The organism is Lysinibacillus sp. G4S2 (assembly GCF_030348505.1).
GTDB lineage: Bacteria > Bacillota > Bacilli > Bacillales_A > Planococcaceae > Lysinibacillus.
In genome coordinates this window covers 3373980-3398794 of sequence record NZ_JAUCFJ010000002.1, presented here as the reverse complement: position 1 = coordinate 3398794, position 24815 = coordinate 3373980, and the positions used below count along the sequence as shown (strand labels likewise).

The following is a 24815-nucleotide window of genomic DNA, read 5'->3' as shown; positions in this document are numbered from 1 at the left end:
CTGAATGTTTTCCTCACTTTGTCCAGCCGCTTCATAGACTAAAGAATCCCCAATGAAAACGAGCAGAATATTGCCTCGCGTGGCTTTTCCTTATTTTGTCCAATGCACGATTTAGCATGAAAAAACTTGTTAGACGTTGCACAATAAATATAATATAGTAGAAACTCAGAATTTTTTGCGAAAAAAGAAACCATCTCATAGTCATTTGAGATGGTTCTTTTTTGTGTAAAACAAAGCGATATAGGTAAATATATATAAATTTACTTAGTTTCAAAGAGTGAATTTATTTATATAAGTCGCTAATGTCTTATCTATTTTGTTTCATTATTGTTTTTTGGACTTTATTTTACCTGTCCAAGTACGGAAGCCGCCTTGAAGTTGGTAAATTTGGTTGTAGCCACGCTTTTTAAGATATAAAGCAGCTCGTGAGCTACGGCCTGTATTTTGACAGTATAAATATACTGGTAAATCTGGGCGAATTTCTTTGTAACGTTGACGTAGTGCAGTTGAAGGAACATTACGTGCACCAAGAATGTGACCAGCTTCAAATTCTTTTTGCTCACGTACGTCGATAAGTTGTGCTTTACGATAGCCTTCAATAAATTGTTCTTGTGTTAGGTTAGTTACGGCTTTTTTGAGTCGCATAGAATTAATGCCGATATATGCAATTACGACTACTAACATTATACCGAGTGTGATAAGTATGTCCAAAATTTTCTTACCCCTTTCTATCTTCTTTATTATTATAAAAGATGCGCTAGCGATAGTCCAATGAGTTTGATAAAATTAATTAGATTGTGGCTAGAATTAATCTATTGGATGTTATTAGTGAAAGGTCACAAAATCATTCCACTACATTTTTGGAGTGGATGATTACTTCATTAAAGGATAAAACTAAACGTAAAGTGTTAAAATTTTGATATTTGTACACTTTCACAAAAGTTATATTTAACTTATTTCAGCGGGTGTCCAAAATCCGCTAAAACAAGTTAAAGCCTCTGGTGGATATCACGAATTCGGAAAGGAGTTCTTTGTGCAAGCACAAAGCTGAATCCGGACCCGATGCATAATTGATTATTTGTAGGAGATGAATATATGACAACTTGGTATTTTCTAAATTCAGGGAAATGTAGTCCTTCTTTTAATATGGCATTAGATGAAGCATTACTTGATTGGCACAGTGAAGGTTTAATTCCACCGGTTATTCGTTTTTATGAGTGGGAGCCAGCAACTCTTTCGATTGGCTATTTTCAACAAGCAAAAAGAGACATCAATCTAGAAGCGGTGCGAGAACAAGGGCTAGGCTTTGTGCGTCGTCCAACAGGTGGTAGAGCCGTTTTACATGAACATGAATTGACATATAGTGTCATTGTTTCAGAAAGCTATCCAGATATGCCTGAATCAGTGACAGAGGCGTATAGAGTGTTAAGTGAAGGGATATTGCAAGGTTTTCATAATTTAGGTATGGATGCTTATTTTAGTGTGCCTAATACAGAAGAACAAAGAGCGGACTTAAAGAAACCTAAAAGTGCAGTTTGCTTTGATGCGCCAAGCTGGTATGAACTTGTCGTAGAAGGTAAAAAAGTAGCGGGTAGTGCACAAACTCGTCAAAAAGGTGTTATTTTACAGCACGGAGCTATTTTACTTGATTTAGATCAAGAAAAATTATTATCTGTCTTCAATTTTTCAAGTGAAGAGGCGAAGGCACGTATGCGTAGAAAGATGCCAGAGAAAGCGGTTGCTATCAATAATCTTGTTAAAGAACCAGTGACTATTGAACAATGTGTGACTGCTTTTAGAGATGGTTTTGCAAAATCGTTGCAAATTGATTTAAAACCATTTACACTTTCTGAGGAGCAATTAGAATATGTGCATGCACTTGAAGAGAAAAAATATGCATGTGATGATTGGAACTTCAAAAAATAAAAAATGGTATAAGAAAAATATTTTTTTTATCGTTCAAACCTTGTGAGGACGAGCATTACGGATTCTATTCGAAATTGCAAGAGTTGAATTAAAAAACTATATATAGTATCTTTTTTAGAAAGTATTACACAATATGTAGTGTTTCGCGACACATGATATTGTGTATTTATTATGTAATGCAGAAAAAAGGGAGGCAAAACGATGGTACTCACAAATCATCAACCCGAAGTAAACAAATTTGAACAGTTAAACAAAGATATTGAACAATTTTCACAGGTTCATCCTGTAACACCTGATATGCATATTACGCATAAAGGTGTATCAAGACTGGTGATGATCGATCGCTACTCGTTTAAGGATACGGAGAAGAAAACGTTAAAAGCCGGTGATTTCGTCGTATTAACAGTGAAGGCAGATCCAAAATTCCCTGCGCGTGGTTTAGGGACAATCCAAAAGCTTGACATGTCTACAAAAACAGCAGATATTTTGATTGAGGAAGATTATCGTAGTGTTTTGGATGATCCGAAAGAGCAAGAAACGGGTGTGATTACGCGTTCGATTGACGTGCTAGAAAAGCCTCTTGAAATTTTTTATGAACAAATTGCAAAACGAAATGCAACAGGGCTTGCTGCTGTTGAAAAAACACCAGAGAAACGCCAAGAATGGTTTGAGAAGTTTTATGAGCAGCTAGTATCATTGAAATTCATTCCAGCTGGACGAGTTATTTACGGAGCTGGTTCTGAAACAGATGTAACTTTCTTCAACTGTTACGTAATGCCATTTGTAGCAGATTCACGTGAAGGAATAAGTGATCACCGTAAGCAAGTAATGGAAATTATGAGCCGCGGTGGTGGTGTAGGGACAAATGGTTCAACATTGCGTCCACGTAACACTTTAGCACGTGGAGTGAATGGTAAATCATCTGGTTCTGTATCATGGTTAGATGATATTGCGAAGCTGACTCATCTTGTCGAACAAGGTGGATCCCGTTAACCGAAAACGGCGGGATTAAAATCTCGTGAATTGCTGGAACACCCTTAGAGCTTTTCTTGCTACAACGTAAACTGTGAAGTTAGGCGTGAATGCTTGAAAAAAGAAAAGATTGGGCAATCAGCAGCGAAGCATCTATGGAAACGTAGTTGAACGTTCAACGACTATTGAACCTTCCTAAACTTTGGACCACATCGGAGGTGGGAGCATGGAAGAAGTAAATCGTAATGTACAGAGACGTCCTTACGAGGCGCGAGACAAAGAACGATTGATTAAAAGAATTATTGAGTTGCATGAAAATGGAATGAGCCAAGTTGATATTGCAAAAACACTTAACATAGGTAGAGGAACAATCTTTAGATGGAATAAAGAGCTAGAGCTTTTTAAAGCGAGAGAGCCTGGTCAAGCGGGAAAGCTGAAAAATAAGAAGTATCATTATGATGAAAACTACTTTAAAAATATCGATTCAGCAAATAAGGCGTATTTAGTAGGTTATATTACAGGTGATGGTACTATATATGACCGTGGTAAATCGAAACGTCTTGTTTTATCACTTGCTGAGCAGGACCGGCAATTGCTTGAAGATATCGCAAAAGAATTGTCTATGCAAGAAGCGATTAAATTCCGTCCACGCGGTGCACCAAATGAACAAAACAAATACTCTTTAATCATTAATTCAACAGAAATGTGCAATGATTTAATGAGGTTGGGAATTAAACCTCGAAAAACAGGCTTTGAAAGTTGGATTGATTTTAAAAATGAGGATTTGCAATGGACCTATTTAAGAGGTTTTTTTGATGCAGATGGTCATTTCTCCAAGCGTGGGAGAATAGGTTTTACGGGTAATCGCCAAATGCTTTTATCTTTGCTTCGATTTTTGCATAATCAACAACTAGCTTTAACAGTCCATAAAGTTTACCCAAAACAAGGATGCGTTGACTTATGCATTAATCGAAAAGATGATGTGTTAAAGATTGTTAGTAAGTTATACGAACATGGTTCCATACGACTCAATAGAAAATATGAAAAAATCAAATCCTTCTTTGATGATATAGTCTGATCTTATGTGAAAGCATAAGAATGTGGCAGAAATGACCACATCGGAAAAGTATTTCAAAATACTTTTTTTGTAACAAAAAGCGTGGGGCACAAATGATTATGCTGGCAGATTGGCATCCTGATATCGTGGAATTTATTATTTCGAAAATGCAAAATCCACGTATTTTGCGATACCTAATCGAAAATACAACAGATGAATCAATTATTCGTCTAGCAAAAGAAAAGTTAAACTTTAAGCCTCTTTCATCTCAAGAGGAAGCTATGTATCAAGGTATTGTTAACTATAAAAGTATCGAAGGCTTAGGCGGTTTTGATACGGCAATTATTCGTGAAGCGGAAAACAAACTACGTGATGGTGGTACTTACACTGTTCACAATCCAGAGTTTTTAACTGGTGCCAATATTTCTGTAACATTAACAAAAGAATTTATGGAAGCAGTTGAAAATGACGCTGAATTCGAGCTTCGTTTCCCAGCTGTTGAAGAATATACAAAAGAAGAAATGACTATTTACAACAGTGAGTGGCATAAAGTTGGCGATGTGCGCGAATGGGAGAAAATGGGCTATAAAGTACGCACATACCGCACGATTAAAGCGAAGGAATTATGGAATTTAATCAACGTTTGTGCAACGTACTCTGCAGAGCCAGGTATTTTCTTCATCGACAACGCTAATGACATGACAAACGCAAAAGCTTATGGTCAAAGTGTTGTAGCGACAAATCCATGTGGGGAACAACCACTTGCACCATATTCTGTGTGTAACTTAGCAGCTGTGAATTTAGCACAGTTTGCAAATAAAGAAAATCAAACAGTTGATTACGAAGCACTACGTGAAACAGTTCGTGTTGGTGTTCGTATGCAAGATAATGTTATTGATGCTACACCATACTTCTTAGAAGAAAACCGTGTACAAGCTCTTGGTGAGCGTCGTGTTGGCTTAGGCGTAATGGGTCTAGCAGATTTACTTATTTATTGTGAGAAAGAATATGGTTCTGAAGCAGGTAATGAGTTAGTTGATGAAATCTTTAAAACGATTGCTGAGACTGCGTATGAGGCTTCAACAGAGCTTGGAAAAGAGCGTGGCAGCTTCCCGTTCCTAGTGGGAGCAACAGAGGAAGAGACTGCACGTTTACGTAAAGCATTTACTGAAACAGGCTTTATGCAAAAAATGCCTGCTCACATTAAGGAGCAAATTTTAGCAACAGGTATCCGTAACTCGCATTTACTGACAGTAGCTCCAACTGGTTCTACAGGTACGATGGTCGGCGTAGCAACTGGTCTTGAGCCATATTTCTCATTCACATATTACCGTTCTGGTCGATTAGGTAAATTCATTGAAGTAAAAGCAGAAATCGTTCAAGAATTTTTAGAACGTCATCCGGAAGTAAATGAAAATGACCTTCCTGAATGGTTCGTTACAGCGATGGAGTTAAAACCAGAGGCACACGCGGATGTACAATGTATCATCCAAAAATGGATCGATTCATCCATTTCAAAAACTGTAAATGCACCAAAAGGTTATACAGTACAACAAGTTGAAAAAGTGTACGAGCGCTTATATAACGGTGGCGCTAAAGGTGGTACGGTTTATGTAGATGGTAGCCGTGATTCACAAGTACTTACATTGAAAGCTGAAGAAAATGATATGGATCAACTATCATTTGAAGAAGAATTAGTAGAAGAGCCAACAAAACGTCCTGTTGTGTTAGTAGATACGATTCAAGCTTTAGAATCGACAACAGTAATAGGTTCAGATGTAGGTAATACTTGCCCAGTATGCCGTAAAGGAACTGTTGAAGAAATTGGTGGCTGTAATACATGTACAAACTGTGCTGCGCAGTTAAAATGTGGCCTATAAAATAATGAAAATGTGTCTATCTCGTCATAAAGACGGATAGGCACTTTTTTAATTTCCAAACCACTTATCCCATGTAAACGACCAGTCGTCCAAAATCCATTTACATAATTAGTTGAAAATTTTATAGTGAAGTCGAATGAAAGGACTGTGATGATATGAAGGTAGAATTGTCGATTGACCCGACATGCAAAGAGCCAAAAGTGATTATTCACACAGATAAGATGACCGATGAAATAGAGTATCTCATGCAGAGTATCGTTTCCTCTGATCTCAATACATTATCGGTTTTCTCAGATAGAGGTGTCGAGTTTATTAACTGTGGGGACATTGTGCGCATTTATACGGAACAAAAGAAGGTTTTCGTTCAAACGGTGGTTGGTATTTACACGGTACGACTTCGCTTGTATGAGCTTGAAGAAAAGCTAAATACACAGATGTTTGTACGTATTTCAAATGCCGAAATTGTTAATCGCAACATGATTAAACATATGGATATTAGCAGAACAGGGACAATCGGTGTTGAGCTTAAAGGTGGGATTAAAACATACGCGTCAAGGCGTTATGTAGCAAAAATTAAGAAGCAATTAGGGATATGAGGTGAAAGATGTGCGAAAAGACTTATTAATTCGGATTTTAGGTGGATTTATCATTGGTGCGATACTTGGACAAGTTGTGCAATTTTTTATCTCGCTTGGGATAGCACAAGAAAGCTACGTTTGGGTAGTCCCTGAATTTCGAGCGTTATTTACAGGTGAATCAATCGCAATTATGACTCAAGTGTTGTTGACTGGTTTGATCGGGCTCACATTTGCCTTAGCTGCACTATTTTTTGAAATTGCTAGATGGGGTATGTTGAAGCAATATATTGTGCACTTTTTTGTAACGGCCATTATATGGATACCAATTGTCATGATTTTATGGATGCCGAAAACGATGACCAATATTATTTCTGTACTCGCAAGTTTCTTTGGAACGTATGTCGTGACATGGTTATTGCAATATAAGCTTTCAAAGCGCGATATTGAGCAGATTAATGCCATGCTAATAGAGAGAGGTGACTTTCATGACAATTGAAATAAAGGGCTTAACGAAGCGTTATAAGGAAATTGTGGTAGTGGATCAGTTATCTTTAAGTATAAAAAAGGGGGAGTTTTTTGCACTTCTCGGTCAAAATGCAGCTGGCAAGACGACCACGATTAAAATGCTTTGTGGACTTTTAACACCAACAGATGGAGATGCCATTTTGGATGGGGAAAGTATTGTTCATCACCAGGTCGCTGCTAAAAAGAAAATAAATATTTCTCCGCAGGAAACGGCTGTTGCACCTAATTTAACCGTATTAGAAAATTTGCTATTTATGGGTCAGATTTATGGTTGCTCAAAAACAGAGGCAAAAGAACGAGCGAATGCACAGATGATTTTGTTTGGCTTGACTCCTCGACAGTCTAATAAAGCAAAAACGTTATCAGGCGGTTATATGCGTCGATTAAGTGTTGCGATGGCTATGATGTCTAATCCTAAAATACTTTTTCTAGATGAACCAACATTAGGAATGGATGTACGTGCACGTCGTGATTTATGGAAAATACTGAGCCAGTTAAAAAGTGAGGTAACGATTGTTTTAACAACTCACTATTTAGAAGAGGTAGAGATGCTTGCAGATCGTGTAGCTATAATGCATCGAGGGAAATTACGTGCTCTTGGTACAATCCAGCAATTAATGCATGAAACAAAAAAACAGTCTTTAGAAGAAGTGTTTTTAGAGCTTACAGAGGAGGAGTCACTTTGAAGGCAAGTGTATTTGCGACAAGAAATCATAAGGAAATAATACGTGATCCACTAACACTAATTTTTGGCATGGGCTTACCAATTCTAATGATGGGCTTATTTTCAGTCATGCAAAAAAATATGCCGTTTGCATTATTTGAAATTAGTAATCTAACACCCGGTGTTATTGTTTTTAGTTTTTCGTTTCTTACTCTTTTTTCTGGAATGTTACTAGGTAAGGATAAAAGCACATCCTTTTTAATGCGAATTTTTGCTTCTCCTATGTCAGCGGGTAATTATATTGTAGGTTATGTCCTACCGTTGCTACCAATTGCATTATTACAAATTATTTTTTGTTTGTTTACCGCTCTATTTTTAGGTTTGTCATTCAATATATCTGTCCTAATAATGGTAGGCGTACTTATTATAATTTCTTTATTGTATATAGGGGTAGGTTTATTATTTGGAACAATTTTTACAGATAAGCAGGTAGGGGGCATCTTTGCGATATTTGTTAACTTGTCAACATGGTTTAGCGGTACGTGGTTTGAGCCTGACATGGTAGGTGGTACTTTTCAATCTATTGCACAATTTTTGCCGTTTGTCCATGCTGTTCATGCAGCGCGTGCAGCACTAAGTGGAGCTTATTCTGATGTTTTCATACCACTCTCTATCGTTTTAGGTTATACGACTGTTATTTTTGTTATTGCCACCTTTTTATTTCAACGAAAGATGCGAGGCCAGTATTGAAATTAGCCATATCCATATTTAATGTGGCATGGCATCATAAATATATTCACAAGAAAGAGGAATAAATGTGATGAAACAGCAAATAATATTTGTACACCCATTAAAAAATCCTCTTTCTAAACTTAAAAAGGGACAGGTCCAAACAGATGATACATCAGTTGGACTTGTCCCTTTACTTCTTTTCGATTTTGGTCGCGGCATAATTGTTAATCATGATTCAAAGTAGCTGCGATTTCTGGTTGTTGCTCAACTTGGAGCAGCATATTGAAAGATGCGATGGCTACTTCCACTTGGTCATCTTTCGGTTCACGTGTTGTCAGTAATTGTAGCCATAAACCTGGATAGCCAAGGAATCGTAACACAGGGATATTACGACACGCATTTGTCGCTTGAAGTACTTCAAAAGATACACCAAGAACAACTGGGATTAATAAAATACGGTCCAAAAGACGTAACCATAGTGGATCAGTTGGCACGAAGAAATATAAAAACATGCCGACAAAGACAGTGAACAGCATAAAACTACTACCGCATCGATAGTGTAAGCGTGATTGTGCTTGTACATTTTTCACGGTTATTTCCATTCCTGCCTCATAGCAATTTATAACCTTATGTTCTGCACCATGATATTGGAATACTCGTTTAATAATAGGTGTTAAAGATATAAAATATAAATAGGTTAGTAATAAAAGTAGCTTAATACCACTCTCAAGTAAAATTTGACCGGTCTTACTCTCTATCCAACTAGAGAAAAAATCCGCAATAAATACTGGAATTAATGTAAAGGCAAATTTACCAAATAAAAAGGAAAGAATACCTACAACTGCAACTCCTAACATCATTTGAAGTTTCGAACCTTCTGTTGTATTCTCCTCTTCCTCTCCAGGTGTAATGTCGTAACGATCTCCTGAAAATTGCATATGACGAGAGCCTAAACCAGCTGATTCAATCAGTGCGACAACGCCTCGAATCAATGGGATTTTTTTTAGCTTTTGTAAGATAGGCTTTTGAACCTTTTTATAATGATAATAATCAATGGAATCATCGTTACGGCGAATGGCTGTAATCGTATGTTCCTTTCCTCCGAACATTACACCCTCTAATTGTGCTTGTCCCCCGTAAACAGGTGAATTGCTCAAGGCTAACACCACTCTCTTTATTTATTTCAACTGTACCATTGTACTAAATTTAGTGAAAAACCTCTAGAGTTACGCATAGTAAAATTTCTATATGGCTACACTAATCGTACAATTTAGGAAATGATTAACGTCAGAAAATTAACTCGTGATAGGAGGATTTTGCTTGAAAATAGCTAGTATAACATCACTCGTCAATGCACTTGTTTTAGCATTATGTTTAAAGGGTCTTCAATATTTTCATCTTATTAAATGGAATCCAATTGGTTTTTATAAAAAGTGGGATTTATTCGAAGGTAGCTCAAAACTATTTCAATGGAGTTTTCTCATCTTCGTCTTATTTCTTATTGGATTTTTATTATATATTACGTTGAGATATGTCTATATTATCCCAGCTGTGCTATCTTCTTTTTTGCTCGGTCTTTTTTTGTCCATCACATTAGAATGGATTGTTCTTGATTTGCCTTTACAATCTTCTTCTTTTAAAAAACTATCGATTCCTTTCATTGTCATTGTTATTTGTCTATTACGTTTCTTGCTTGAAACGGCGAATTTTCATTACAGAGAGCATACAGCACAAAAAGGAAATTAGTTGCTGTATGCGCCTTGTATGATAAAATAAATGGCAAGTACATAGAAAGAGGCGAATATGCGTGAAGTTATTATGTTTGAATGGACCTAACTTAAATCGACTAGGTAAACGAGAGCCACATATTTACGGTTCTGAGACGTTAGAAGATGTGAAAAAAAATGTTCAGAATCTTGCGGCGTCTTTAGGTGCCACTGTCGAGTTTCGTCAATCTAATCATGAAGGAGTACTTGTTGATTGGGTGCATGAAGCAGAAGACGAAAAATATGATGGTATTATCTTTAATCCCGGTGCATATACCCATACAAGCATAGCGTTACATGACGCAATTGCAGGAATTTCAGTGCCGGTTATAGAAGTACATATTTCAAATATCCATAAACGTGAGGCTTTCCGTCATCATTCCTATCTCGCTCCGGCATGCCTTGGTCAAATCTGTGGACTAGGTACGAAAGGCTATGAACTGGCACTACGCACATTTATTGAGAGGGAGAATTGATTATGTTGAAATTGCAAAAGCTACGTAAGGCACTTCAAGAACAAAACATTGATGGCATTTTAATTACGAACGGATACAATCGTCGCTATATGACTGGTTTTACAGGGACAGCGGGCGTTGCGATCGTGTCTCAAAATGATGCTGTGTTTATTACGGATTTTCGATATACAGAGCAAGCTGCTGCGCAAGTACAGGACTTCCGAATTGTAAAGCACGAGGCAACAATCATTGAAGAAATTGCAACGCAAGTAAATAACATGGGTATCAAATTATTGGGTTTTGAGAGAGATACTGTTAGCTATGGCACATATGAGCTATATAAAAATAAAATTCAAGCTGATTTAGTACCGATTTCTGGGCTAATTGAAAAAATTCGCTTGATTAAGACGCAACAAGAGATTAATATTATTAAGGTTGCGTGTGAAATTGCTGATCACGCATTTACACATATTTTAGACTTCATCAAGCCAGGTAAAACAGAGCTTGAAGTTTCGAATGAATTAGAATTTTTCATGCGTAAACAAGGAGCAACCCAGTCCTCATTTGATACAATTGTTGCGTCTGGTCTTCGCTCAGCGCTACCACATGGTGTTGCTACGAATAAAGTGATTGAAACAGGCGACTTTGTCACATTAGACTTTGGAGCACTTTACAATGGCTATATCTCGGATATTACACGTACTGTGGCAGTTGGCGAACCTTCTGAAAAATTAGTGGATATTTACAACGCAGTACTTGCTTCCCAGCTTCTAGCACTTGAAAAAGTTGGTCCTGGATTAACAGGGATTCAAGCAGATGCGATTGCACGTGACTACTTAAAAGAAAAAGGCTATGGCGAGGCATTTGGTCATTCATTAGGACACGGAATTGGTCTTGAAGTACATGAAGGTCCTGGCTTATCGATGCGTTCAGAAACGGTACTAGAGCCAGGTATGGCCGTAACGATTGAACCAGGAGTTTATTTACCAGGAATCGGTGGAGTACGTATCGAGGACGATATTTTAATCACAGAGACAGGTAATGAACTACTAACGCATTCGTCAAAAGAACTCATTATTTTATAAACTTTGGAGGAACACAAATGATTTCAGTAAACGATTTCCGTACAGGTCTAACAATTATTGTTGATGGCCAATTATATCGCGTGTTAGATTTCCAACACGTTAAACCAGGTAAAGGTGCTGCATTCGTACGTTCTAAATTGCGTAACTTACGTAACGGTTCAGTAAATGAAAAAACTTTCCGTGCAGGTGAGAAAGTTGAAAAAGCACAAATCGATAACCGTAAAATGCAATACCTTTATGCACAAGGTGACGAGCATGTTTTCATGGATTTAGAATCATATGAGCAAACTGAACTTGCTTCAGCTGCAATTGAATATGAATTAAAATTCTTAAAAGAAAACATGGAAGTTCATATCCAATCATACCAAAGTGAAATGCTAGGTATTGAATTACCAAACACTGTTACGCTAGAAGTAACAGAAACAGAGCCTGGTATTAAAGGTGATACAGCTTCTGGTGGTACAAAACCTGCAACTCTTGAAACAGGTCTAATTGTACAAGTGCCATTCTTCGTAAACCAAGGTGACAAATTAATCATCAATACAGAAGAAGCTTCTTACGTTTCTCGTGCGTAATGAATAAAAACAATGAGCCTACTCTTTTCTAACAAAAGGGTAGGTTTTTTTATACATATAAAGGTTAATGACCAACAGACAGATAGAAGAGCGGAAGCGATGGATAGAACCGTCGAGTAGACGGATAGAAGAGTCAAAGCGACGGATAGAAACGTCGGGCAGACGGATAGAAAAGCCAAAGCGACGGATAGAACCGTCGAGCAGACGGAAAGAAGCCAAAGCGACGGATGGAAACGTCGGGTAGACGGAAAGAAGAGCCAAAGCGACGGATAGAAGAGCCGAAGTGATGGATAGAAACGTCGGGCAGACGAATGGAAGGCAAAGCGACGGATAGAATTGTCGAGCAGACGGATAGAAAAGCGAAAGCGACGGATAGAAATGTCGACCAGACGGAAAGAAAAGCGAAAGCGACGGATAGAAACGTCGGGCAGACGGATGGAAGGCAAAGCGACGGATAGAAACGTCGACTAGACGGAAAGAAAAGCGAAAGCGACGGATAGAAACGTCGAGCAGATGGATGGAAGGCAAAGCGACGGATGGAATCGTCGGACAGACGGATAGAACTTCCAGAGTGATAGATACAAAGTCATGAAGAGAAGATTTTATCATATATCTTATGGTCATATATGGAAGAAACGTTTACAATAAAAGTAAGGAGTGAATGCTATGCTACAAAAAACTTTTGAAATACCAACCCCAATGATTCAAGCGCCAATGGCTGGTGTAACATCGCCAAAATTTGTTGCTGCCTGCGCAGAGGCAGGTATTTTAGGCTCGATTGGAGCGGGCTATTTAGATGGAGAGCAAACGAAAAGCTTTATTCAGCAAGTTAAACAGCTAACGAACAAACCGTTTGCAGTTAACTTATTTGTACAGGAAGAGCCACGTATTGATATCGACGTTCTTCAGAAGGCTCGAATGGCTTTACAACCGTTTTACGACGAACTAGGACTTTCACCTGTGCAAAGTGTTATGTCCAAAGAAGTATTTGAAGGACAAGTACAAGCTGTTCTTGATGAAAATGTAGCTATTTGTTCCTTTACATTTGGTATTCCTTCAGCAGATGTCATTCATCGCTTAAAGGACAATGACGTTTATGTTATCGGCACAGCTACTACATTAGAGGAAGCGAAACGTGTAGAACAAGCGGGCATGCATGCTGTTGTGATTCAGGGTGGTGAGGCTGGTGGTCATCGTGGTTCCTTCACTGAACCAATGCAATTAATCCATTTGCACGATTTACTGCAGCAAGTAGTAGGACAAATTTCTATTCCAATTATTGCGGCTGGAGGTATTGTAACAAAAGAAGCTGTCGAAAAAGCACTAGCAATGGGTGCACAGGCAGTTCAAATTGGTACAGCTTTATTAGTGGCTGATGAGTGTGAAATTACTCCACTCTATAAAAATGCCGTGCTTCAATCAAAAGCACAGCAGACGACCATTACTCATGCGTTTTCGGGTAAACCAGCAAGAGGCTTAGAGAATGCTTTTACGGAACGTATGAAGGATGCTGTTGTAGCACCATATCCATTGCAAAATGATTTAACGACAAATATTCGTAAAGAAAGTGCAAAACAAGGAAATGCCGAATATTTATCAATGTGGATGGGCGAAAATAGCTATTTAGTGAAACAAACAGGCTCTGTGAAAAGCATTGTGGAAAAATTACTTTAATTCATAAATATCTTAGATCTCTATACATATGTATGGAGGTCTTTTTTTTTGGCTAGCGACATATATTGCTGTACACGAGGGGGCGTATGAATGGAATTACAAGACGTATTAAGGGTCGCTGGAGTGGGACTAGTAGTTGCGCTTCTTCATGTTTTCTTTGATCAAACAGGAAAAAAAGAATTTTCCTTTTTCCTTTTTTTCATTGCCTATTTATATATGACAGCGGAATTACTGCGATTTTTGCGTCTATTTTTCAGCGAAATCCTTACATTCTTTCAATGGTTGACCTCTTCCGGGTAGTGTAAATGGAAATTGTCATCGTAGCTGTTGTCATGCTGCTTTTATTAATGCTTATAAAAGAAGTCATACAGCCACTCCATGCGCTAATTAGTGTGATGTTTTCGTTTTTGCTGTTTGGTATGTTCTTCTCGACACTCCTATTGCCATTCATCAAGCAATTACTTGAGACGCTAGCTTTTTTGCCTTATGCGAAAGCCATTGTGGTAAGTGCTAGCCTTTTTTATATAGGGCAATGGGTGTCTATGTTACTTGTAGAACAAAACTATAAAGTACTCGGGAATATTGTCTATGATGGGGTCAAGATTGTCATTTTAGTGTATTGGTTTAAAGAATTTTTGGCTGTTTTACAGGAGGTGTCGGCCATTTTACAACGGCTAAACTAAGGGGCGAAGACATTGCTAGAGCAAATACTTTCGTTTTTAATTGATCCATTTTTTCTATTGCTGAAGATGACACTTATTTTATGTGGCTACGTCATCATTTTTTTGATTGTCAATCTGATGTTACCAGACTTTGAAAAAGGGACAAGAATACTTTTTTTTCTTATTGTGATCGCAACAATAGGACCTGTCGTTGTGAATTCATTTACATTAATTGACGAAATAGCACAGGGACTTGCCCACATATTCACTGCATTTTATCCCATTCTTACTTCAAGCTTTCTTTTATCAAGCAGTATTACAGCAATTGCTTCTTGGCAGCCTTTTTTACTTTTCTTTGTACAAGTCTTAACGATTATTAGTAGTAAGTGGCTTATTCCAGGAGTGCTTTTTGCCATTGTTTTTGATGTTTGCAGTGTTATTGTCAAAGAAATTTCGTTTACGAGAATTGCCGAATTAATTCGTTTTACCATTATGAGTATCGTCTCTTCATCTGTTATTTGTTACATTATTTTAATGTCGGCGAGTGGTGTTGCGGCATTTAGTGTCAGCGCAGCTGTTTCAGAGCCTGTGAAGAAATTAATAGAGGAAAATATTCCGGTTGTTGGTTCCTTTATCGTGGATAGTTTTTCGATGTTCCAGCATATGACGCAATTTACTTCCTCTATTGGTAGTATTTCTGCGTTTATAGCGGTAATTACAGTGGCATTCATACCAACAGTTCAGCTTGTTGTCAGTGCGTATTCTTTGAAATTGTTAGCTGCAATTTTAGAGCCAGTGGCCTTTGATGATATTTGTAGACTACTAGATCATGTTAGTAAATCTCTATTTACATTATGTGCTGTATCGTTTCTAATTGCTTTTTCATTTATGTTTACTTGTTTTTTCCTCATCGTTTTTGTACAAGTTATGGCCGGGGGGAGATAAATTGATTCTTTTATTGGCAATGCTCTTTATTTGTCAGATATTTGTGTTTCTAACAGAAGATAAAGAAATAATTTCACTCACAAAGCTTGTCATTACATTACTATTTTTACAATTGCTATTAAAGATTCCATTTATCAATTCATAGGAGGAAACAAGCGTACATACACTTGAAAAAGAGAAGATGAAAGGAGGCAATGTACAAGTGATGTGGAAAAGAAACAAAAAAAAACAACGTCATTTATAATCTTAGTGCTTATTGCCGCCTCCATGGGAATTTTCATCATTTTACCAATGTATCAAACGAATACAACGAATGATCGAGTTTCACCGATGACCAATGAAGAAAAACTTGAGAAGACACTTAAGGCTATGCAAGGTGTTGGGGAGGTTAAAGTATATTTTTATTACGGAGAGATGACTGATGAGAAGGATGAAAATAAGCTATTCAGCCAATATTTTCGTGGGACTGAACAAGGCACGAAAGAGGTAACAGGGATGTTGATAGTTTCAGAAGGAGCATCAGATATCTTTGTGAAAAATGAAATTCGTGCTGTCGTTAGTCAAGTAATGCAATTGCCGATTCATCGAATTATTATCGTTCCAATGGAAAATAAGGAGGAAAAGTAAATGCGCGTACGTAGAAGAACAGTTTGGTTTATGACATTATTAAGTCTAGTAGCGGTTATTTCAGTGTATTATTTGGTTGATCCAGCTAAACAGTTTAATGGACTAACTATTTTCACAGATGATGCATTACAGCAAACTGCAGTAACGGGTGTGACTGATCAAGAAGCAACGAAAGAAGGAGAGACGAAGGAAGTATCTTCTCCAAGTCATTTATTTGAAGAAATGCGCATGCAAGTTAGTGATGAAAGAAGCCAGCTTCGTTCACAATTAGAGCAGAAAATCGGTTCACAAGATTACTCAGCAGAAGAAAAAAATGAGGCATATAATGAGATGGACGGTCTTATTAAACAAGAATCCGCAGAAGCAATGCTAGAAATGCTTATTAAATCTTTAGGCTACTCAGATGCATTTGTGAAAGCAGATGGCGATAAGGTATCCGTAACTGTTATGGCGGAGGAGCTATCAAAATCTCAAGCAAATGAAATCATTTATTTGGTAAGAACAGAGATGGAAGGCGCAAATGACGTTCAAGTAAAATTCAGTGCAAATAATAACTATTAAAAAGAGAAAGAAAAAGATGAAGATTCTGTTTATTTAATAACATTGTTATATATCAGCGTAATGAAAAGGCTTTCGTTTAGTAAAAGAAAGCCTTTTATTTTGTTCATATTTACTTAATTTTCATTAAACTATTTCAAATTGTTTCAAATAAATATAAAATAGTGTTTGTAGTAGATTTTATTTCATAAGGAGAGTTAGAAATGTTCAAAATTCAAGAAATTCGTGAAATCATTAAATTGGTAGATTCTTCTTCAATTGACGAGTTCGTTTATGAAGTAGATGGCGCAAAAGTTAAGTTGAAAAAGAATGGTGTTGTTGTTACTGAAACTGTAGCACCTAAAAAGGAAGTAGTAGCACCTGTTGTACAACAATCTGCACCAGCAGCTCCTGTTGCTCCAGCAAAAGTTGAAGAAGCACCAGCTACATCTGCAGCACCAGCAAATAACGACCCTTCGTTACATAAAATTGTGTCGCCGATGGTTGGTACTTTTTATCAATCTCCAAACCCAGATTCACCAGCTTACGTTAAAGTGGGGGACAAAGTTGGTAATGAAACAATTGTATGTATCGTAGAAGCTATGAAACTATTCAACGAAATTGAAGCAGAAGTTCAAGGGGAAATCGTTGAATTACTTGTTAAAGACGGTGAATTAGTAGAATACGGTCAACCATTATTCCTTGTAAAAGCTGAGTAAGGAGTGCAAATCATGAAAAAAGTATTAATTGCAAACCGCGGCGAAATCGCTGTGCGTATTATTCGTGCTTGTAAAGAGTTAGGCATTCAATCTGTTGCCGTATTCTCTGAAGCAGACGCAGACGCATTACATGTGAAATTAGCAGACGAAGCATATTGTATCGGGCCAAAGCTATCAAAAGATTCATATCTTAGCTTCCCGGCTTTACTTAGCGTAGCAGAAAAAACTGGTGCAGACGGTATCCATCCTGGTTACGGCTTTGTATCTGAAAACGCTGACTTCGCTGAAGCTTGTGAAAATGCAGGCATAAAGTTCATTGGACCTTCATCTGATTCTATTAAAATTATGGGTATTAAAGACGTTGCACGTACTACTATGGAAGCAGCGGGTGTTCCTCTTGTTCCAGGTACTGGTATCGTTCCGGATATCGAAACAGGTAAAGAATGGGCTGCTAAAATTGGTTACCCAGTGATCATCAAAGCAACTGCTGGTGGTGGCGGTAAAGGTATCCGTGTAGCTCGTACAGAAGAAGACCTTGTAAAAGGCATTGAAATTACGCAAAAAGAGGCTGCTGCAGCATTCGGTAACCCTGGCGTATATTTAGAAAAATTCATCGAGTACTTCCGTCACTGTGAAATCCAAGTATTAGCGGATGGTTATGATAACGTTGTACATTTAGGTGAACGTGACTGTACAGTTCAACGTCGTATGCAGAAATTAGTAGAGGAAGCTCCATCTCCAGCTCTATCTTCTGAGCGTCGTGCTGAGATGGGGGCAGCTGCGGTTAAAGCTGCAGAAGCTTGTAACTATGAAGGTGCTGGAACAATCGAGTTTATTTATGACTATCAAGAAGATAAATTCTACTTCATGGAAATGAATACTCGTATCCAAGTAGAACACCCAGTAACTGAAATGATTTCTGGTGTAGATCTTGTACAACAACAATTAAAAATTGCATCTGGTGAAAAACTTCCTTTCACTCAAGATGATATTAAATTAAATGGATGGGCAATTGAATGCCGTATCAACGCAGAAAATGCTTATAAAAACTTCATGCCATCAGCTGGTACTGTAGATACTTATGTAACTCCAGGTGGCTACGGTGTACGTATTGACTCTGCTGTTTATGCAGGCTATACAATCCCTCCATACTATGATTCAATGGTTGCAAAACTAATTGTTCATGCCAATACACGTGAAGAAGCGATTGCGAAAATGAATCGTGCGCTTAGCGAATTCGAAGTATCTGGTCCTGGTATCAATACGACAATTCCATTCCACGAAGCATTGATGAACAATGACGTTTTCAAATCAGCACAATTCAATACGAAGTTCCTAGAAGAGAATGATGTTTTAGGGACAAGTAAGTAAGCCGTATCAACGGTTTAACCGTCTCGGCTAATGGTCGAGAAGCTTGCGAAATAGTTGTGCGATATTTGTCAGCGGAATAGTTGGCAGAATAGAATTAGGAATAAAACTAAACGGGATATCCGATTTTTAGACCCTTTAACGAAACTGAATCGTTAGGGGGTCTTTTTTTGCGTAAAAATAGTCAGCGTACTAGAGCAACAGGTGACCGCTGAAGAGACACGCGCAGAACAAGCAGAACAACGCGCAATCGATGCAAAACGTAGTGAAGAAATTGCAATATCGCAAATGCAACGAGCGGAAGAAAAGGCGCAACGTTTCGAGCAACTATTCGAAGAACAATCGATGTATGACACAAATGTGACGAAGGTTACCAACGGAGATGCAATCACTTACACAGTCTATTCGTTCCAGGAGGATACGCGATCGTTTATCGAGAAGTACGCAAATTTAACACGTTCATTTCGCCTTTATAGCCGTGGCTAAAAACGGTTTTAAATCATAAGTTGGTGTAATTATTATCAAAAGCTCTTCAACACTAAAACAAGCGTAATCGTAAGGAGGACTGAATGGAATGAATATCGCAGCGAGCATCATAAATATTCAACGGAAGATACTCGAGCGGACAGGGCGAAAAACTGACGCGTATTACAGTGAAGGTCAAGGCGCTTTGTACGTATTCATGGGATACCCCTTAACGATGCAGAATGTTATTTTCGCAGTGTCCGAAATGGAATTAATGATGAACGAAATTTAATGAAGGAAGAATAAACCTAAAAGTTGTCCCGAAATCTATCGTTTTAGTGTGCAGTATATAGTAGATGAAAGTTTTTTGGATAAAGCGACCCCGGGGCCGTATTAGCGGCAGAGAGGCACGAATATTGCGTATCGAAAGTGGATTGACGCTTAGAGCGAGTGAGGCTGAACGGGAATAGAGGAAAAAAGTTTAAAGAAAATACAGTAGCACTAGGTGTTGTGGGTGCAGTAATTAAAACGATGTTAGAAGATAAAAAATCATAATAAAAGACCACTCCGTGATGGGTGAAATTACATTTTGGAAAACAACTTTACTTTTGTTGGTTTTTTAACATTCGTGGGTAGAATATTAGATTACTAGTATATCAGGCGTGTTGATTAGGAAAAAATAGGTTTATTATTGATCGATGAAAGGGTTTTTCTTGTTGCATTTAGTGTTGAGCCCCAAAACAGAATCGCAAAGCTACTTTCGTTCGTTTTATAAGAATACTTTGAAGATTTATCGAAACAAAATCGCTCTTTATCGAAACTATTTGAGCTTTTATCGAAACAAAATCTCATTTTATCGAAACTTTTTGGGCTTTTATCGAAAAACAAGCTCTTCGACATTAAATGGAGCTAAACCTTTAACAATGCATGCAAAAGGAAGCACTTTTACATCGCTAGGTGTTGAGGTTAATGGTTATCTATATGTGGACAAAGGCTTAGAAGGAAATGGCGAACAATATTTTTGGCTTCCGGTGAATTTGTTAAAGCCAGTTGGAAATAAGTGATAGATTATGAATTATATTAAGCCCTCTTATTTATTTGATAAGGGGGTAGGCGTGTTGATTAACCATTTTTATACATTCAAAGAGGCTGATTTCCGCTACGGGCTACTCGCTTTGCCGCTGACGCTTCGCTTTCGCGCAGAGCAAGGCTTCCTGCGGGCGAGCGTCGAGCCGCTTCCTCCGCTCTGCTCCGTGCAGGGTCTCGTCTGTCTCGCTTTCCCGCGGGAGTCGAGTAGCCCTACGCTACAATCAGTTAAAATGGAAATATATTGGCGAAGTGGTAACAAAAAAATCCTTTTACCACTCAATAATAAACCTATTTTTTTCCTAATCAACACGCTTGATAAGGGGACTATTTTTTATGGTTGTGATGACACGAATAAGGATCGGCAGGGTAATCCTGATGGCTCTAACAGCGAATAATTATACTGTGTAATAACTTTTTCGTCATAAAATGGAGCATCTGTGACAGTGAATAGTGAATATGATACAAAAGTAAAGTAAATATTAACCTTGCTTTTATTAAGTAGAGTGAGCCAATGAATTGATTGTGAAATAGCTGGATAGTGGATTTCCAGTATTTATCCGACAATCGTTCGAAGAGCATAAATGAAAGGTTAAATCTCAATTACAAGCAGTTAAACTAGGAGATTTTTACGAGACGATAAGTCAAGTATCTAGTATATGTAAGGGGAATATAAAATGAGATTAAGGACTTATATTTGTCTAAAATTAATCAGCAATCAGAAGTAGAAGTGAGACGAAACGCTATCATTAAGGATAATCAAGAAGGTGTTTCAATCGCGAACATTCGCAAAACTTACAAAGTTGGGACTGGAACAATTTCCTTAGGGGCTTTTTAGATAAGAAAGTTATAATTTTCATGATGTTTAGGTATTCGCTTCAGCGGCTGATTGCTTCTAGAGTTTCTTCATGTGGCAAGCACACTGTAAGCCTTTCTCCAGTGTTTGTCGTGCCTAAAAGGGCGCAAAAGCACTTTTTTTAGTAAAAATTAGTGTACATATAAACATAAAAAAAATACAAACTAATTTTAACGTCGAAATTTTAGGAGGTTACCATGGCTAATTCAAGACATTCGAAACCAGATGATCGGTCCAATAACGTAGAACGAATTCGTGATATCGTTAAGAACACTGAAGAAAAACTTCATGAAGCGGAAATTAGTTTGGAATTTGCAGACCCTATGCAAAGTGAAATGATTAAAGAAAAAAATAAGCGACGTCAAAAGTCAATTGAAGGATTAAAAGAAGAAATGAAAGATGAAATGGCAGCACGTAAAAAAGGAGAAGTGTAGAAGTTGGAGACTTAGGAAGGGAACTACCCTTTCTCCAACTTTCTAATGATAAGGAGGTACTTCCCAACAAAAGCAGATGGTTTAGAAGCTCTATAAGGGACTTCTATTTCGCCGTCCGCTTTTATTATAAGGTTATCAATGACTTATTACATCCATAGCTAAAAATATTTAATTATGGGCTTAGCATGTCAGCTAATTATTTCATTTTAAAATTAAATATAGATAAAATTTGAACCCCGTGCTTTGACATTGTGTCAAAATGCGGGGTTTCTTTAGGATAAAAGCTTTCTCTTCTATTGTAGCTATCTTAGTATTGAATAATAAAGTATATAAAAAAAGATGAACCTTTTCCAATGGTCACTTGTTTATAAAGTATAACGCATAGAAAGGAGTGCCTTGGATTGATAGGCGTGAATTATTCGATTCTTATAACAAAAATGCATACCATACATGTTATTTCATGATTGCGGAACGCACAAAGGGGGGTTCTTTAGGATAAACGCTCTCTCTTCTATTGAGCTAGATATCTTAGTAGAGAATAATAAAGTTGTAAAAAGGAATTAAATATAATTTAAGAATAATTTTACTAAAAAGATGAACCTTTTCCAATAGTCGTTTGTTTATAAAGTATAAAGCAAAGAAAGGAGTGCCTTGGATTGACAGAACGTGAATTATTCGATTCTTATAACAAGGATGTATACCGCACATGTTATTACATGCTGCGAAACGCACAAGATGCGGAAGATCTCTGCCATGACGTATTTATCACCGTTTTTCGTCAGGATTGGCAAAGCGTTGAGCATACGCGTGCCTGGATCATGCGAATCGCAATGAACCATTGCTTAAACTTGTTAAAACGGAATCAGACTCAGAGAGATAAACAGGGTCAGGTTCAATGGCTTCATGAGCAGGCCACATTTTCAATTAAATCCGTAGACACGATTGTAGTAGAAAAAACAGCACAGGAGGAATGGGAGGAACTACTGAATCAACTACCAGACAAATTGATGGCAGTTGTTACCCTCCGCTATATCGGTGAGCTATCCATGGCAGAGATCGCTGAAACCCTCCAGATTCCTGTGGGTACTGTGAAGTCGAGACTCCATAAGGCATTGAAAATCATGCGCAAAAAACTTGAACACAAAAACAACTTATGGTTGAAGGGAGAGAACCAATTTGGAACGCATTGAAAACAAGGTTAAAAAGCAAATGAAGGAATCAAACAATGTCGATTACCCTGACTTTGATCAGATGTGGAGCAGTATACAGCAGGACGAGCTAAAGGTTGCTGGAGGTGAACCAGTTGTGCTCCGTTCTCGGAAACGAAAGCGCTTTGCATTGGTGGCAGGGCTATCTGTAGCTTTGTTGGCTACACCCGTTTATGCAGCTCTGAATTATGATTGGTCCAGCATGCTTTCTCATAGGGAAGGTATTCAGTCTGCATTAGAGCAGGGCTTAGGTCAAAAGATTGAGCAATCCGTTACAAAGGAAGGTGTTACGTTAACTGTTCATACGGCGTTTATAGACGAGAACAGAACCGTATTGCTGTATAGTTTGAAACCTGAAACATCTCAAGATGTAAAGGATATAAAGGATATAGATTTTAAACTTATCGGACTAAAAGATTCGAAGGGTAACTTTATTGAAGGGAATTATAAGAACGAGTGGAATGAGGAGCTTGGTGAATTCCAAGGATTTTTTGAGACGGACTGGGTTGCCGAAGGGCAGACGACCGATGTTGAGTTTATAATGGAGAATATCCAATTCATCGGCAATAAGAAGCAGTCTATCAGCTACAATCCTAATGACTCTACTACGCAAGTGTTCCCAATTCAAAAGGATGGTGTGGGTAGCGTGACCTTACAGTCTTTTGAACAAGCTGAAGGTAAAGTTCTCCTAAAATCAGACGTTACGCTTACGGATAATGAAATGCCGTACAAATGTGTAGAATTCGAGGCAATCAATGATGTGGGTGAATCTGTTAAACAAGTGCAAGGTACTTCTTTTTCATTCCGTGACGGAAAATCAAACGTCGATCAACTATTCAAGTCTGAAACCTTACGTAAAGAAGGAACTAAATTCCAGATCTCTTATGAGCATATACTAGAAACAAAAGAAAGTACTTGGAGCACAAATATAAATCTTTCCAAAAAACAGATGGAAAATGGGTCATATAAGCAAGTGCTAGACATCCCTATGGGTAATGTTCCTAACACGAAAATCCATGAAATGAAGGTTACACCAACCCAAGTTCGTTTGCTTCTTACTCAAGATGAGTACAAAACCATTCCTTTTAAGGAGTATCAACTGGACGTAGGTGGAACTCTACTAACTGGACATGAGTATTTTGGTAGTAGCCCTAACAAACTAGAGCTGCGCTTTGAAGTAAAAGGGCTGGATGTGGCTTCTCTGGCTAATCAGCCTGTAGCCTTCGTCGCGAAGCACCGTGTTGATGGGATTAGGGGAGACGACAATCCAATCCGTTTGACTGACATATCAGTAAAACCTCAAAGCTTAACGTCTAGCATTGCGGGGTATCCAATCACATGGACTTATTATTTGAAGGACAATAACCTCTATGTGGAATCCTTGAGCTCAGACTCGGCGTTTGCTGGAGTCAATCAAACCTATTATCTGGACGGCGATAATGGACCTATCTTTGGGAGACCTGACTTGATGGGTATACTTGAAGATGGAAGTAATAAAGCAATGGATGTGTATGAAAATTTCAATAAGAAAGAGCTAGATATTTACATTGAAAAGTATTTAATCGACAAGCCAAACGAGGAGCTTCGTATTCCGCTTAGGTCTGGAAAATGATCTGTATTAATTATTGAAAATCTAAGATGGCCCTATTCATATAACTAAATGATGTAACGTAAAAACCCAACTTCTCTATATTCATTTGCAGAGAAGTTGGGCCTTTAAAATAAAAATAAAAATCTCTTTTTAATGCGATTAGCTATAACGCCTTTTTGCTACTTTCTCAATTTACAACTTTTTTATCTCTGCACATCAATCACCTCTTTAGATTCTCTTTGAGGTGGTTTTTTTATGTATATTTGTGTTAAAATTGATGATTGTCTTGTGAATGATAGAATGAGCAATTATCAAGAAGGTAATAAATAACTTTTCTTGTTTTATTAACGAGGGTGATTGTTCAATTAGAGTGATCGCTTTTTGTGATGTTATGAGGGGGGAATGGGATCTGACGATAATTGATGTCC

At 37.8% G+C, this 24815-nt stretch carries 29 protein-coding genes and 2 pseudogenes; 28 read left to right on the top strand and 3 right to left on the bottom strand.

The features are described 5' to 3' along the window. Positions 1 to 324 precede the first annotated feature (324 nt). Positions 325 to 711 carry a rhodanese-like domain-containing protein gene (locus QUF91_RS17510; protein ID WP_289418785.1) on the bottom strand — a complete coding sequence of 129 codons (387 nt, stop codon included), beginning with the start codon at positions 709 to 711 and terminating at the stop codon, positions 325 to 327. Between the two features lie 384 nt (positions 712 to 1095). Here QUF91_RS17510 and QUF91_RS17505 point away from each other — a divergent pair, with 384 nt between their 5' ends. The 8 genes and pseudogenes from QUF91_RS17505 to QUF91_RS17470 all read left to right on the top strand — a co-directional run bounded on the left by QUF91_RS17505 (position 1096) and on the right by QUF91_RS17470 (position 8352). Then, complete coding sequence (locus QUF91_RS17505; RefSeq protein ID WP_349662110.1) at positions 1096 to 1926, top strand: lipoate--protein ligase family protein; 831 nt, start codon at positions 1096 to 1098, stop codon at positions 1924 to 1926. 201 nt (positions 1927 to 2127) lie between these two features. Then, a pseudogene (locus QUF91_RS17500) lies at positions 2128 to 2916 on the top strand (ribonucleotide reductase N-terminal alpha domain-containing protein); the annotation flags it as partial. A 208-nt stretch (positions 2917 to 3124) separates the two neighbouring features. Further along, positions 3125 to 3976 (top strand): LAGLIDADG family homing endonuclease, encoded by an 852-nt coding sequence (locus tag QUF91_RS17495; protein ID WP_285400525.1) that lies wholly within the window; start codon positions 3125 to 3127, stop codon positions 3974 to 3976. Positions 3977 to 4053: 77 nt separating this feature from the next. Continuing rightward, a pseudogene (locus tag QUF91_RS17490) lies at positions 4054 to 5835 on the top strand (vitamin B12-dependent ribonucleotide reductase); the annotation flags it as partial. Between the two features lie 155 nt (positions 5836 to 5990). Next, positions 5991 to 6431, top strand: coding sequence for a LytTR family DNA-binding domain-containing protein (locus QUF91_RS17485; RefSeq protein ID WP_285400524.1), 441 nt, complete (start codon positions 5991 to 5993; stop codon positions 6429 to 6431). Positions 6432 to 6441: 10 nt separating this feature from the next. Beyond that, positions 6442 to 6909 carry a DUF3021 domain-containing protein gene (locus tag QUF91_RS17480; protein ID WP_289418782.1) on the top strand — a complete coding sequence of 156 codons (468 nt, stop codon included), beginning with the start codon at positions 6442 to 6444 and terminating at the stop codon, positions 6907 to 6909. After that, entirely contained in the window at positions 6899 to 7624 is a 726-nt protein-coding gene (locus tag QUF91_RS17475) for an ABC transporter ATP-binding protein (protein WP_285400521.1), read from the top strand. The genes QUF91_RS17480 and QUF91_RS17475 overlap by 11 nt, the downstream gene beginning before the upstream one ends. Beyond that, a complete protein-coding gene (locus QUF91_RS17470; protein ID WP_289418780.1) occupies positions 7621 to 8352 on the top strand; it encodes an ABC transporter permease in 732 nt (243 codons plus the stop codon). Before QUF91_RS17475 ends, QUF91_RS17470 begins: the two co-directional genes overlap by 4 nt. 206 nt (positions 8353 to 8558) lie before the next feature. On the opposite strand, the gene QUF91_RS17465 is transcribed toward QUF91_RS17470, so the two are convergent. Further along, complete coding sequence (locus QUF91_RS17465; protein WP_285400518.1) at positions 8559 to 9491, bottom strand: DUF1385 domain-containing protein; 933 nt, start codon at positions 9489 to 9491, stop codon at positions 8559 to 8561. A 163-nt stretch (positions 9492 to 9654) separates the two neighbouring features. Between QUF91_RS17465 and QUF91_RS17460 the strand changes: the two genes are divergently transcribed. The 4 genes from QUF91_RS17460 (at position 9655) to efp (ending at position 12215) form a co-directional block, all read left to right on the top strand. Beyond that, a complete protein-coding gene (locus QUF91_RS17460; RefSeq protein ID WP_289418779.1) occupies positions 9655 to 10080 on the top strand; it encodes a hypothetical protein in 426 nt (141 codons plus the stop codon). A 61-nt stretch (positions 10081 to 10141) separates the two neighbouring features. After that, on the top strand, positions 10142 to 10576 hold the full coding sequence (aroQ, locus tag QUF91_RS17455; protein ID WP_289418777.1) for a type II 3-dehydroquinate dehydratase: 435 nt from the start codon (positions 10142 to 10144) through the stop codon (positions 10574 to 10576). A 2-nt stretch (positions 10577 to 10578) separates the two neighbouring features. After that, complete coding sequence (locus tag QUF91_RS17450; RefSeq protein ID WP_285400508.1) at positions 10579 to 11640, top strand: M24 family metallopeptidase; 1062 nt, start codon at positions 10579 to 10581, stop codon at positions 11638 to 11640. 17 nt (positions 11641 to 11657) lie between these two features. Beyond that, positions 11658 to 12215: an elongation factor P gene (gene efp, locus QUF91_RS17445; RefSeq protein WP_285400507.1), complete on the top strand. Its 558-nt coding sequence runs from the start codon at positions 11658 to 11660 to the stop codon at positions 12213 to 12215. Positions 12216 to 12233: 18 nt separating this feature from the next. On the opposite strand, the gene QUF91_RS17440 is transcribed toward efp, so the two are convergent. After that, the gene (locus QUF91_RS17440) at positions 12234 to 12824 is read right to left on the bottom strand and encodes a hypothetical protein (protein ID WP_289418775.1); all 591 of its coding nucleotides are present in this window, start codon (positions 12822 to 12824) and stop codon (positions 12234 to 12236) included. 57 nt (positions 12825 to 12881) lie between these two features. On the opposite strand from QUF91_RS17440, the gene QUF91_RS17435 reads away from it, so the two are divergent. The 16 genes from QUF91_RS17435 to QUF91_RS17360 all read left to right on the top strand — a co-directional run bounded on the left by QUF91_RS17435 (position 12882) and on the right by QUF91_RS17360 (position 24408). After that, positions 12882 to 13889: an NAD(P)H-dependent flavin oxidoreductase gene (locus QUF91_RS17435; RefSeq protein ID WP_285400504.1), complete on the top strand. Its 1008-nt coding sequence runs from the start codon at positions 12882 to 12884 to the stop codon at positions 13887 to 13889. 90 nt (positions 13890 to 13979) lie between these two features. Further along, positions 13980 to 14189, top strand: a complete 210-nt coding sequence (locus QUF91_RS17430; RefSeq protein WP_285400502.1) for a stage III sporulation protein AC — start codon at positions 13980 to 13982, stop codon at positions 14187 to 14189. 5 nt (positions 14190 to 14194) lie between these two features. Then, positions 14195 to 14572: a hypothetical protein gene (locus tag QUF91_RS17425; RefSeq protein ID WP_285400501.1), complete on the top strand. Its 378-nt coding sequence runs from the start codon at positions 14195 to 14197 to the stop codon at positions 14570 to 14572. A 12-nt stretch (positions 14573 to 14584) separates the two neighbouring features. Beyond that, positions 14585 to 15496 carry a stage III sporulation protein AE gene (locus tag QUF91_RS17420; RefSeq protein ID WP_285400500.1) on the top strand — a complete coding sequence of 304 codons (912 nt, stop codon included), beginning with the start codon at positions 14585 to 14587 and terminating at the stop codon, positions 15494 to 15496. Position 15497: 1 nt separating this feature from the next. Beyond that, positions 15498 to 15641 carry a hypothetical protein gene (locus QUF91_RS17415; protein ID WP_285400499.1) on the top strand — a complete coding sequence of 48 codons (144 nt, stop codon included), beginning with the start codon at positions 15498 to 15500 and terminating at the stop codon, positions 15639 to 15641. 62 nt (positions 15642 to 15703) lie between these two features. Then, complete coding sequence (locus QUF91_RS17410) at positions 15704 to 16123, top strand: hypothetical protein (protein ID WP_285400498.1); 420 nt, start codon at positions 15704 to 15706, stop codon at positions 16121 to 16123. Next, positions 16124 to 16684: a SpoIIIAH-like family protein gene (locus QUF91_RS17405; protein WP_285400497.1), complete on the top strand. Its 561-nt coding sequence runs from the start codon at positions 16124 to 16126 to the stop codon at positions 16682 to 16684. A 200-nt stretch (positions 16685 to 16884) separates the two neighbouring features. Beyond that, positions 16885 to 17379, top strand: coding sequence for an acetyl-CoA carboxylase biotin carboxyl carrier protein (accB, locus tag QUF91_RS17400; RefSeq protein WP_285397146.1), 495 nt, complete (start codon positions 16885 to 16887; stop codon positions 17377 to 17379). A 12-nt stretch (positions 17380 to 17391) separates the two neighbouring features. Then, a complete protein-coding gene (gene accC / locus QUF91_RS17395) occupies positions 17392 to 18750 on the top strand; it encodes an acetyl-CoA carboxylase biotin carboxylase subunit (RefSeq protein WP_289418771.1) in 1359 nt (452 codons plus the stop codon). Between the two features lie 201 nt (positions 18751 to 18951). Then, complete coding sequence (locus QUF91_RS17390) at positions 18952 to 19233, top strand: hypothetical protein (RefSeq protein ID WP_289418769.1); 282 nt, start codon at positions 18952 to 18954, stop codon at positions 19231 to 19233. 88 nt (positions 19234 to 19321) lie between these two features. Next, the gene (locus tag QUF91_RS17385) at positions 19322 to 19504 is read left to right on the top strand and encodes a hypothetical protein (protein WP_285397143.1); all 183 of its coding nucleotides are present in this window, start codon (positions 19322 to 19324) and stop codon (positions 19502 to 19504) included. An 826-nt stretch (positions 19505 to 20330) separates the two neighbouring features. Then, the gene (locus tag QUF91_RS17380; protein ID WP_285397141.1) at positions 20331 to 20696 is read left to right on the top strand and encodes a hypothetical protein; all 366 of its coding nucleotides are present in this window, start codon (positions 20331 to 20333) and stop codon (positions 20694 to 20696) included. A 299-nt stretch (positions 20697 to 20995) separates the two neighbouring features. Then, complete coding sequence (locus QUF91_RS17375; RefSeq protein WP_285397140.1) at positions 20996 to 21136, top strand: hypothetical protein; 141 nt, start codon at positions 20996 to 20998, stop codon at positions 21134 to 21136. 215 nt (positions 21137 to 21351) lie between these two features. Then, a complete protein-coding gene (gene tlp / locus QUF91_RS17370; RefSeq protein WP_053595505.1) occupies positions 21352 to 21588 on the top strand; it encodes a small acid-soluble spore protein Tlp in 237 nt (78 codons plus the stop codon). Between the two features lie 656 nt (positions 21589 to 22244). Then, a complete protein-coding gene (locus QUF91_RS17365; RefSeq protein ID WP_285397139.1) occupies positions 22245 to 22778 on the top strand; it encodes an RNA polymerase sigma factor in 534 nt (177 codons plus the stop codon). Continuing rightward, positions 22765 to 24408, top strand: coding sequence for a DUF4179 domain-containing protein (locus tag QUF91_RS17360; RefSeq protein WP_289418765.1), 1644 nt, complete (start codon positions 22765 to 22767; stop codon positions 24406 to 24408). Before QUF91_RS17365 ends, QUF91_RS17360 begins: the two co-directional genes overlap by 14 nt. Positions 24409 to 24815: the final 407 nt, after the last annotated feature.

Bases quoted from the DNA above. Each gene is read 5' to 3' on its own strand.
- QUF91_RS17440 (WP_289418775.1), bottom strand. From the start codon at position 12,824: ATGATAAAATCTTCTCTTCATGACTTTGTATCTATCACTCTGGAAGTT.
- QUF91_RS17505 (WP_349662110.1), top strand. From the start codon at position 1,096: ATGACAACTTGGTATTTTCTAAATTCAGGGAAATGTAGTCCTTCTTTT.
- QUF91_RS17475 (WP_285400521.1), top strand. From the start codon at position 6,899: ATGACAATTGAAATAAAGGGCTTAACGAAGCGTTATAAGGAAATTGTG.
- accC (WP_289418771.1), top strand. From the start codon at position 17,392: ATGAAAAAAGTATTAATTGCAAACCGCGGCGAAATCGCTGTGCGTATT.
- accB (WP_285397146.1), top strand. From the start codon at position 16,885: ATGTTCAAAATTCAAGAAATTCGTGAAATCATTAAATTGGTAGATTCT.
- tlp (WP_053595505.1), top strand. From the start codon at position 21,352: ATGGCTAATTCAAGACATTCGAAACCAGATGATCGGTCCAATAACGTA.
- QUF91_RS17450 (WP_285400508.1), top strand. From the start codon at position 10,579: ATGTTGAAATTGCAAAAGCTACGTAAGGCACTTCAAGAACAAAACATT.
- efp (WP_285400507.1), top strand. From the start codon at position 11,658: ATGATTTCAGTAAACGATTTCCGTACAGGTCTAACAATTATTGTTGAT.
- QUF91_RS17425 (WP_285400501.1), top strand. From the start codon at position 14,195: ATGGAAATTGTCATCGTAGCTGTTGTCATGCTGCTTTTATTAATGCTT.
- QUF91_RS17430 (WP_285400502.1), top strand. From the start codon at position 13,980: ATGGAATTACAAGACGTATTAAGGGTCGCTGGAGTGGGACTAGTAGTT.
- QUF91_RS17405 (WP_285400497.1), top strand. From the start codon at position 16,124: ATGCGCGTACGTAGAAGAACAGTTTGGTTTATGACATTATTAAGTCTA.
- QUF91_RS17495 (WP_285400525.1), top strand. From the start codon at position 3,125: ATGGAAGAAGTAAATCGTAATGTACAGAGACGTCCTTACGAGGCGCGA.
- QUF91_RS17385 (WP_285397143.1), top strand. From the start codon at position 19,322: ATGAATATCGCAGCGAGCATCATAAATATTCAACGGAAGATACTCGAG.
- QUF91_RS17485 (WP_285400524.1), top strand. From the start codon at position 5,991: ATGAAGGTAGAATTGTCGATTGACCCGACATGCAAAGAGCCAAAAGTG.
- QUF91_RS17435 (WP_285400504.1), top strand. From the start codon at position 12,882: ATGCTACAAAAAACTTTTGAAATACCAACCCCAATGATTCAAGCGCCA.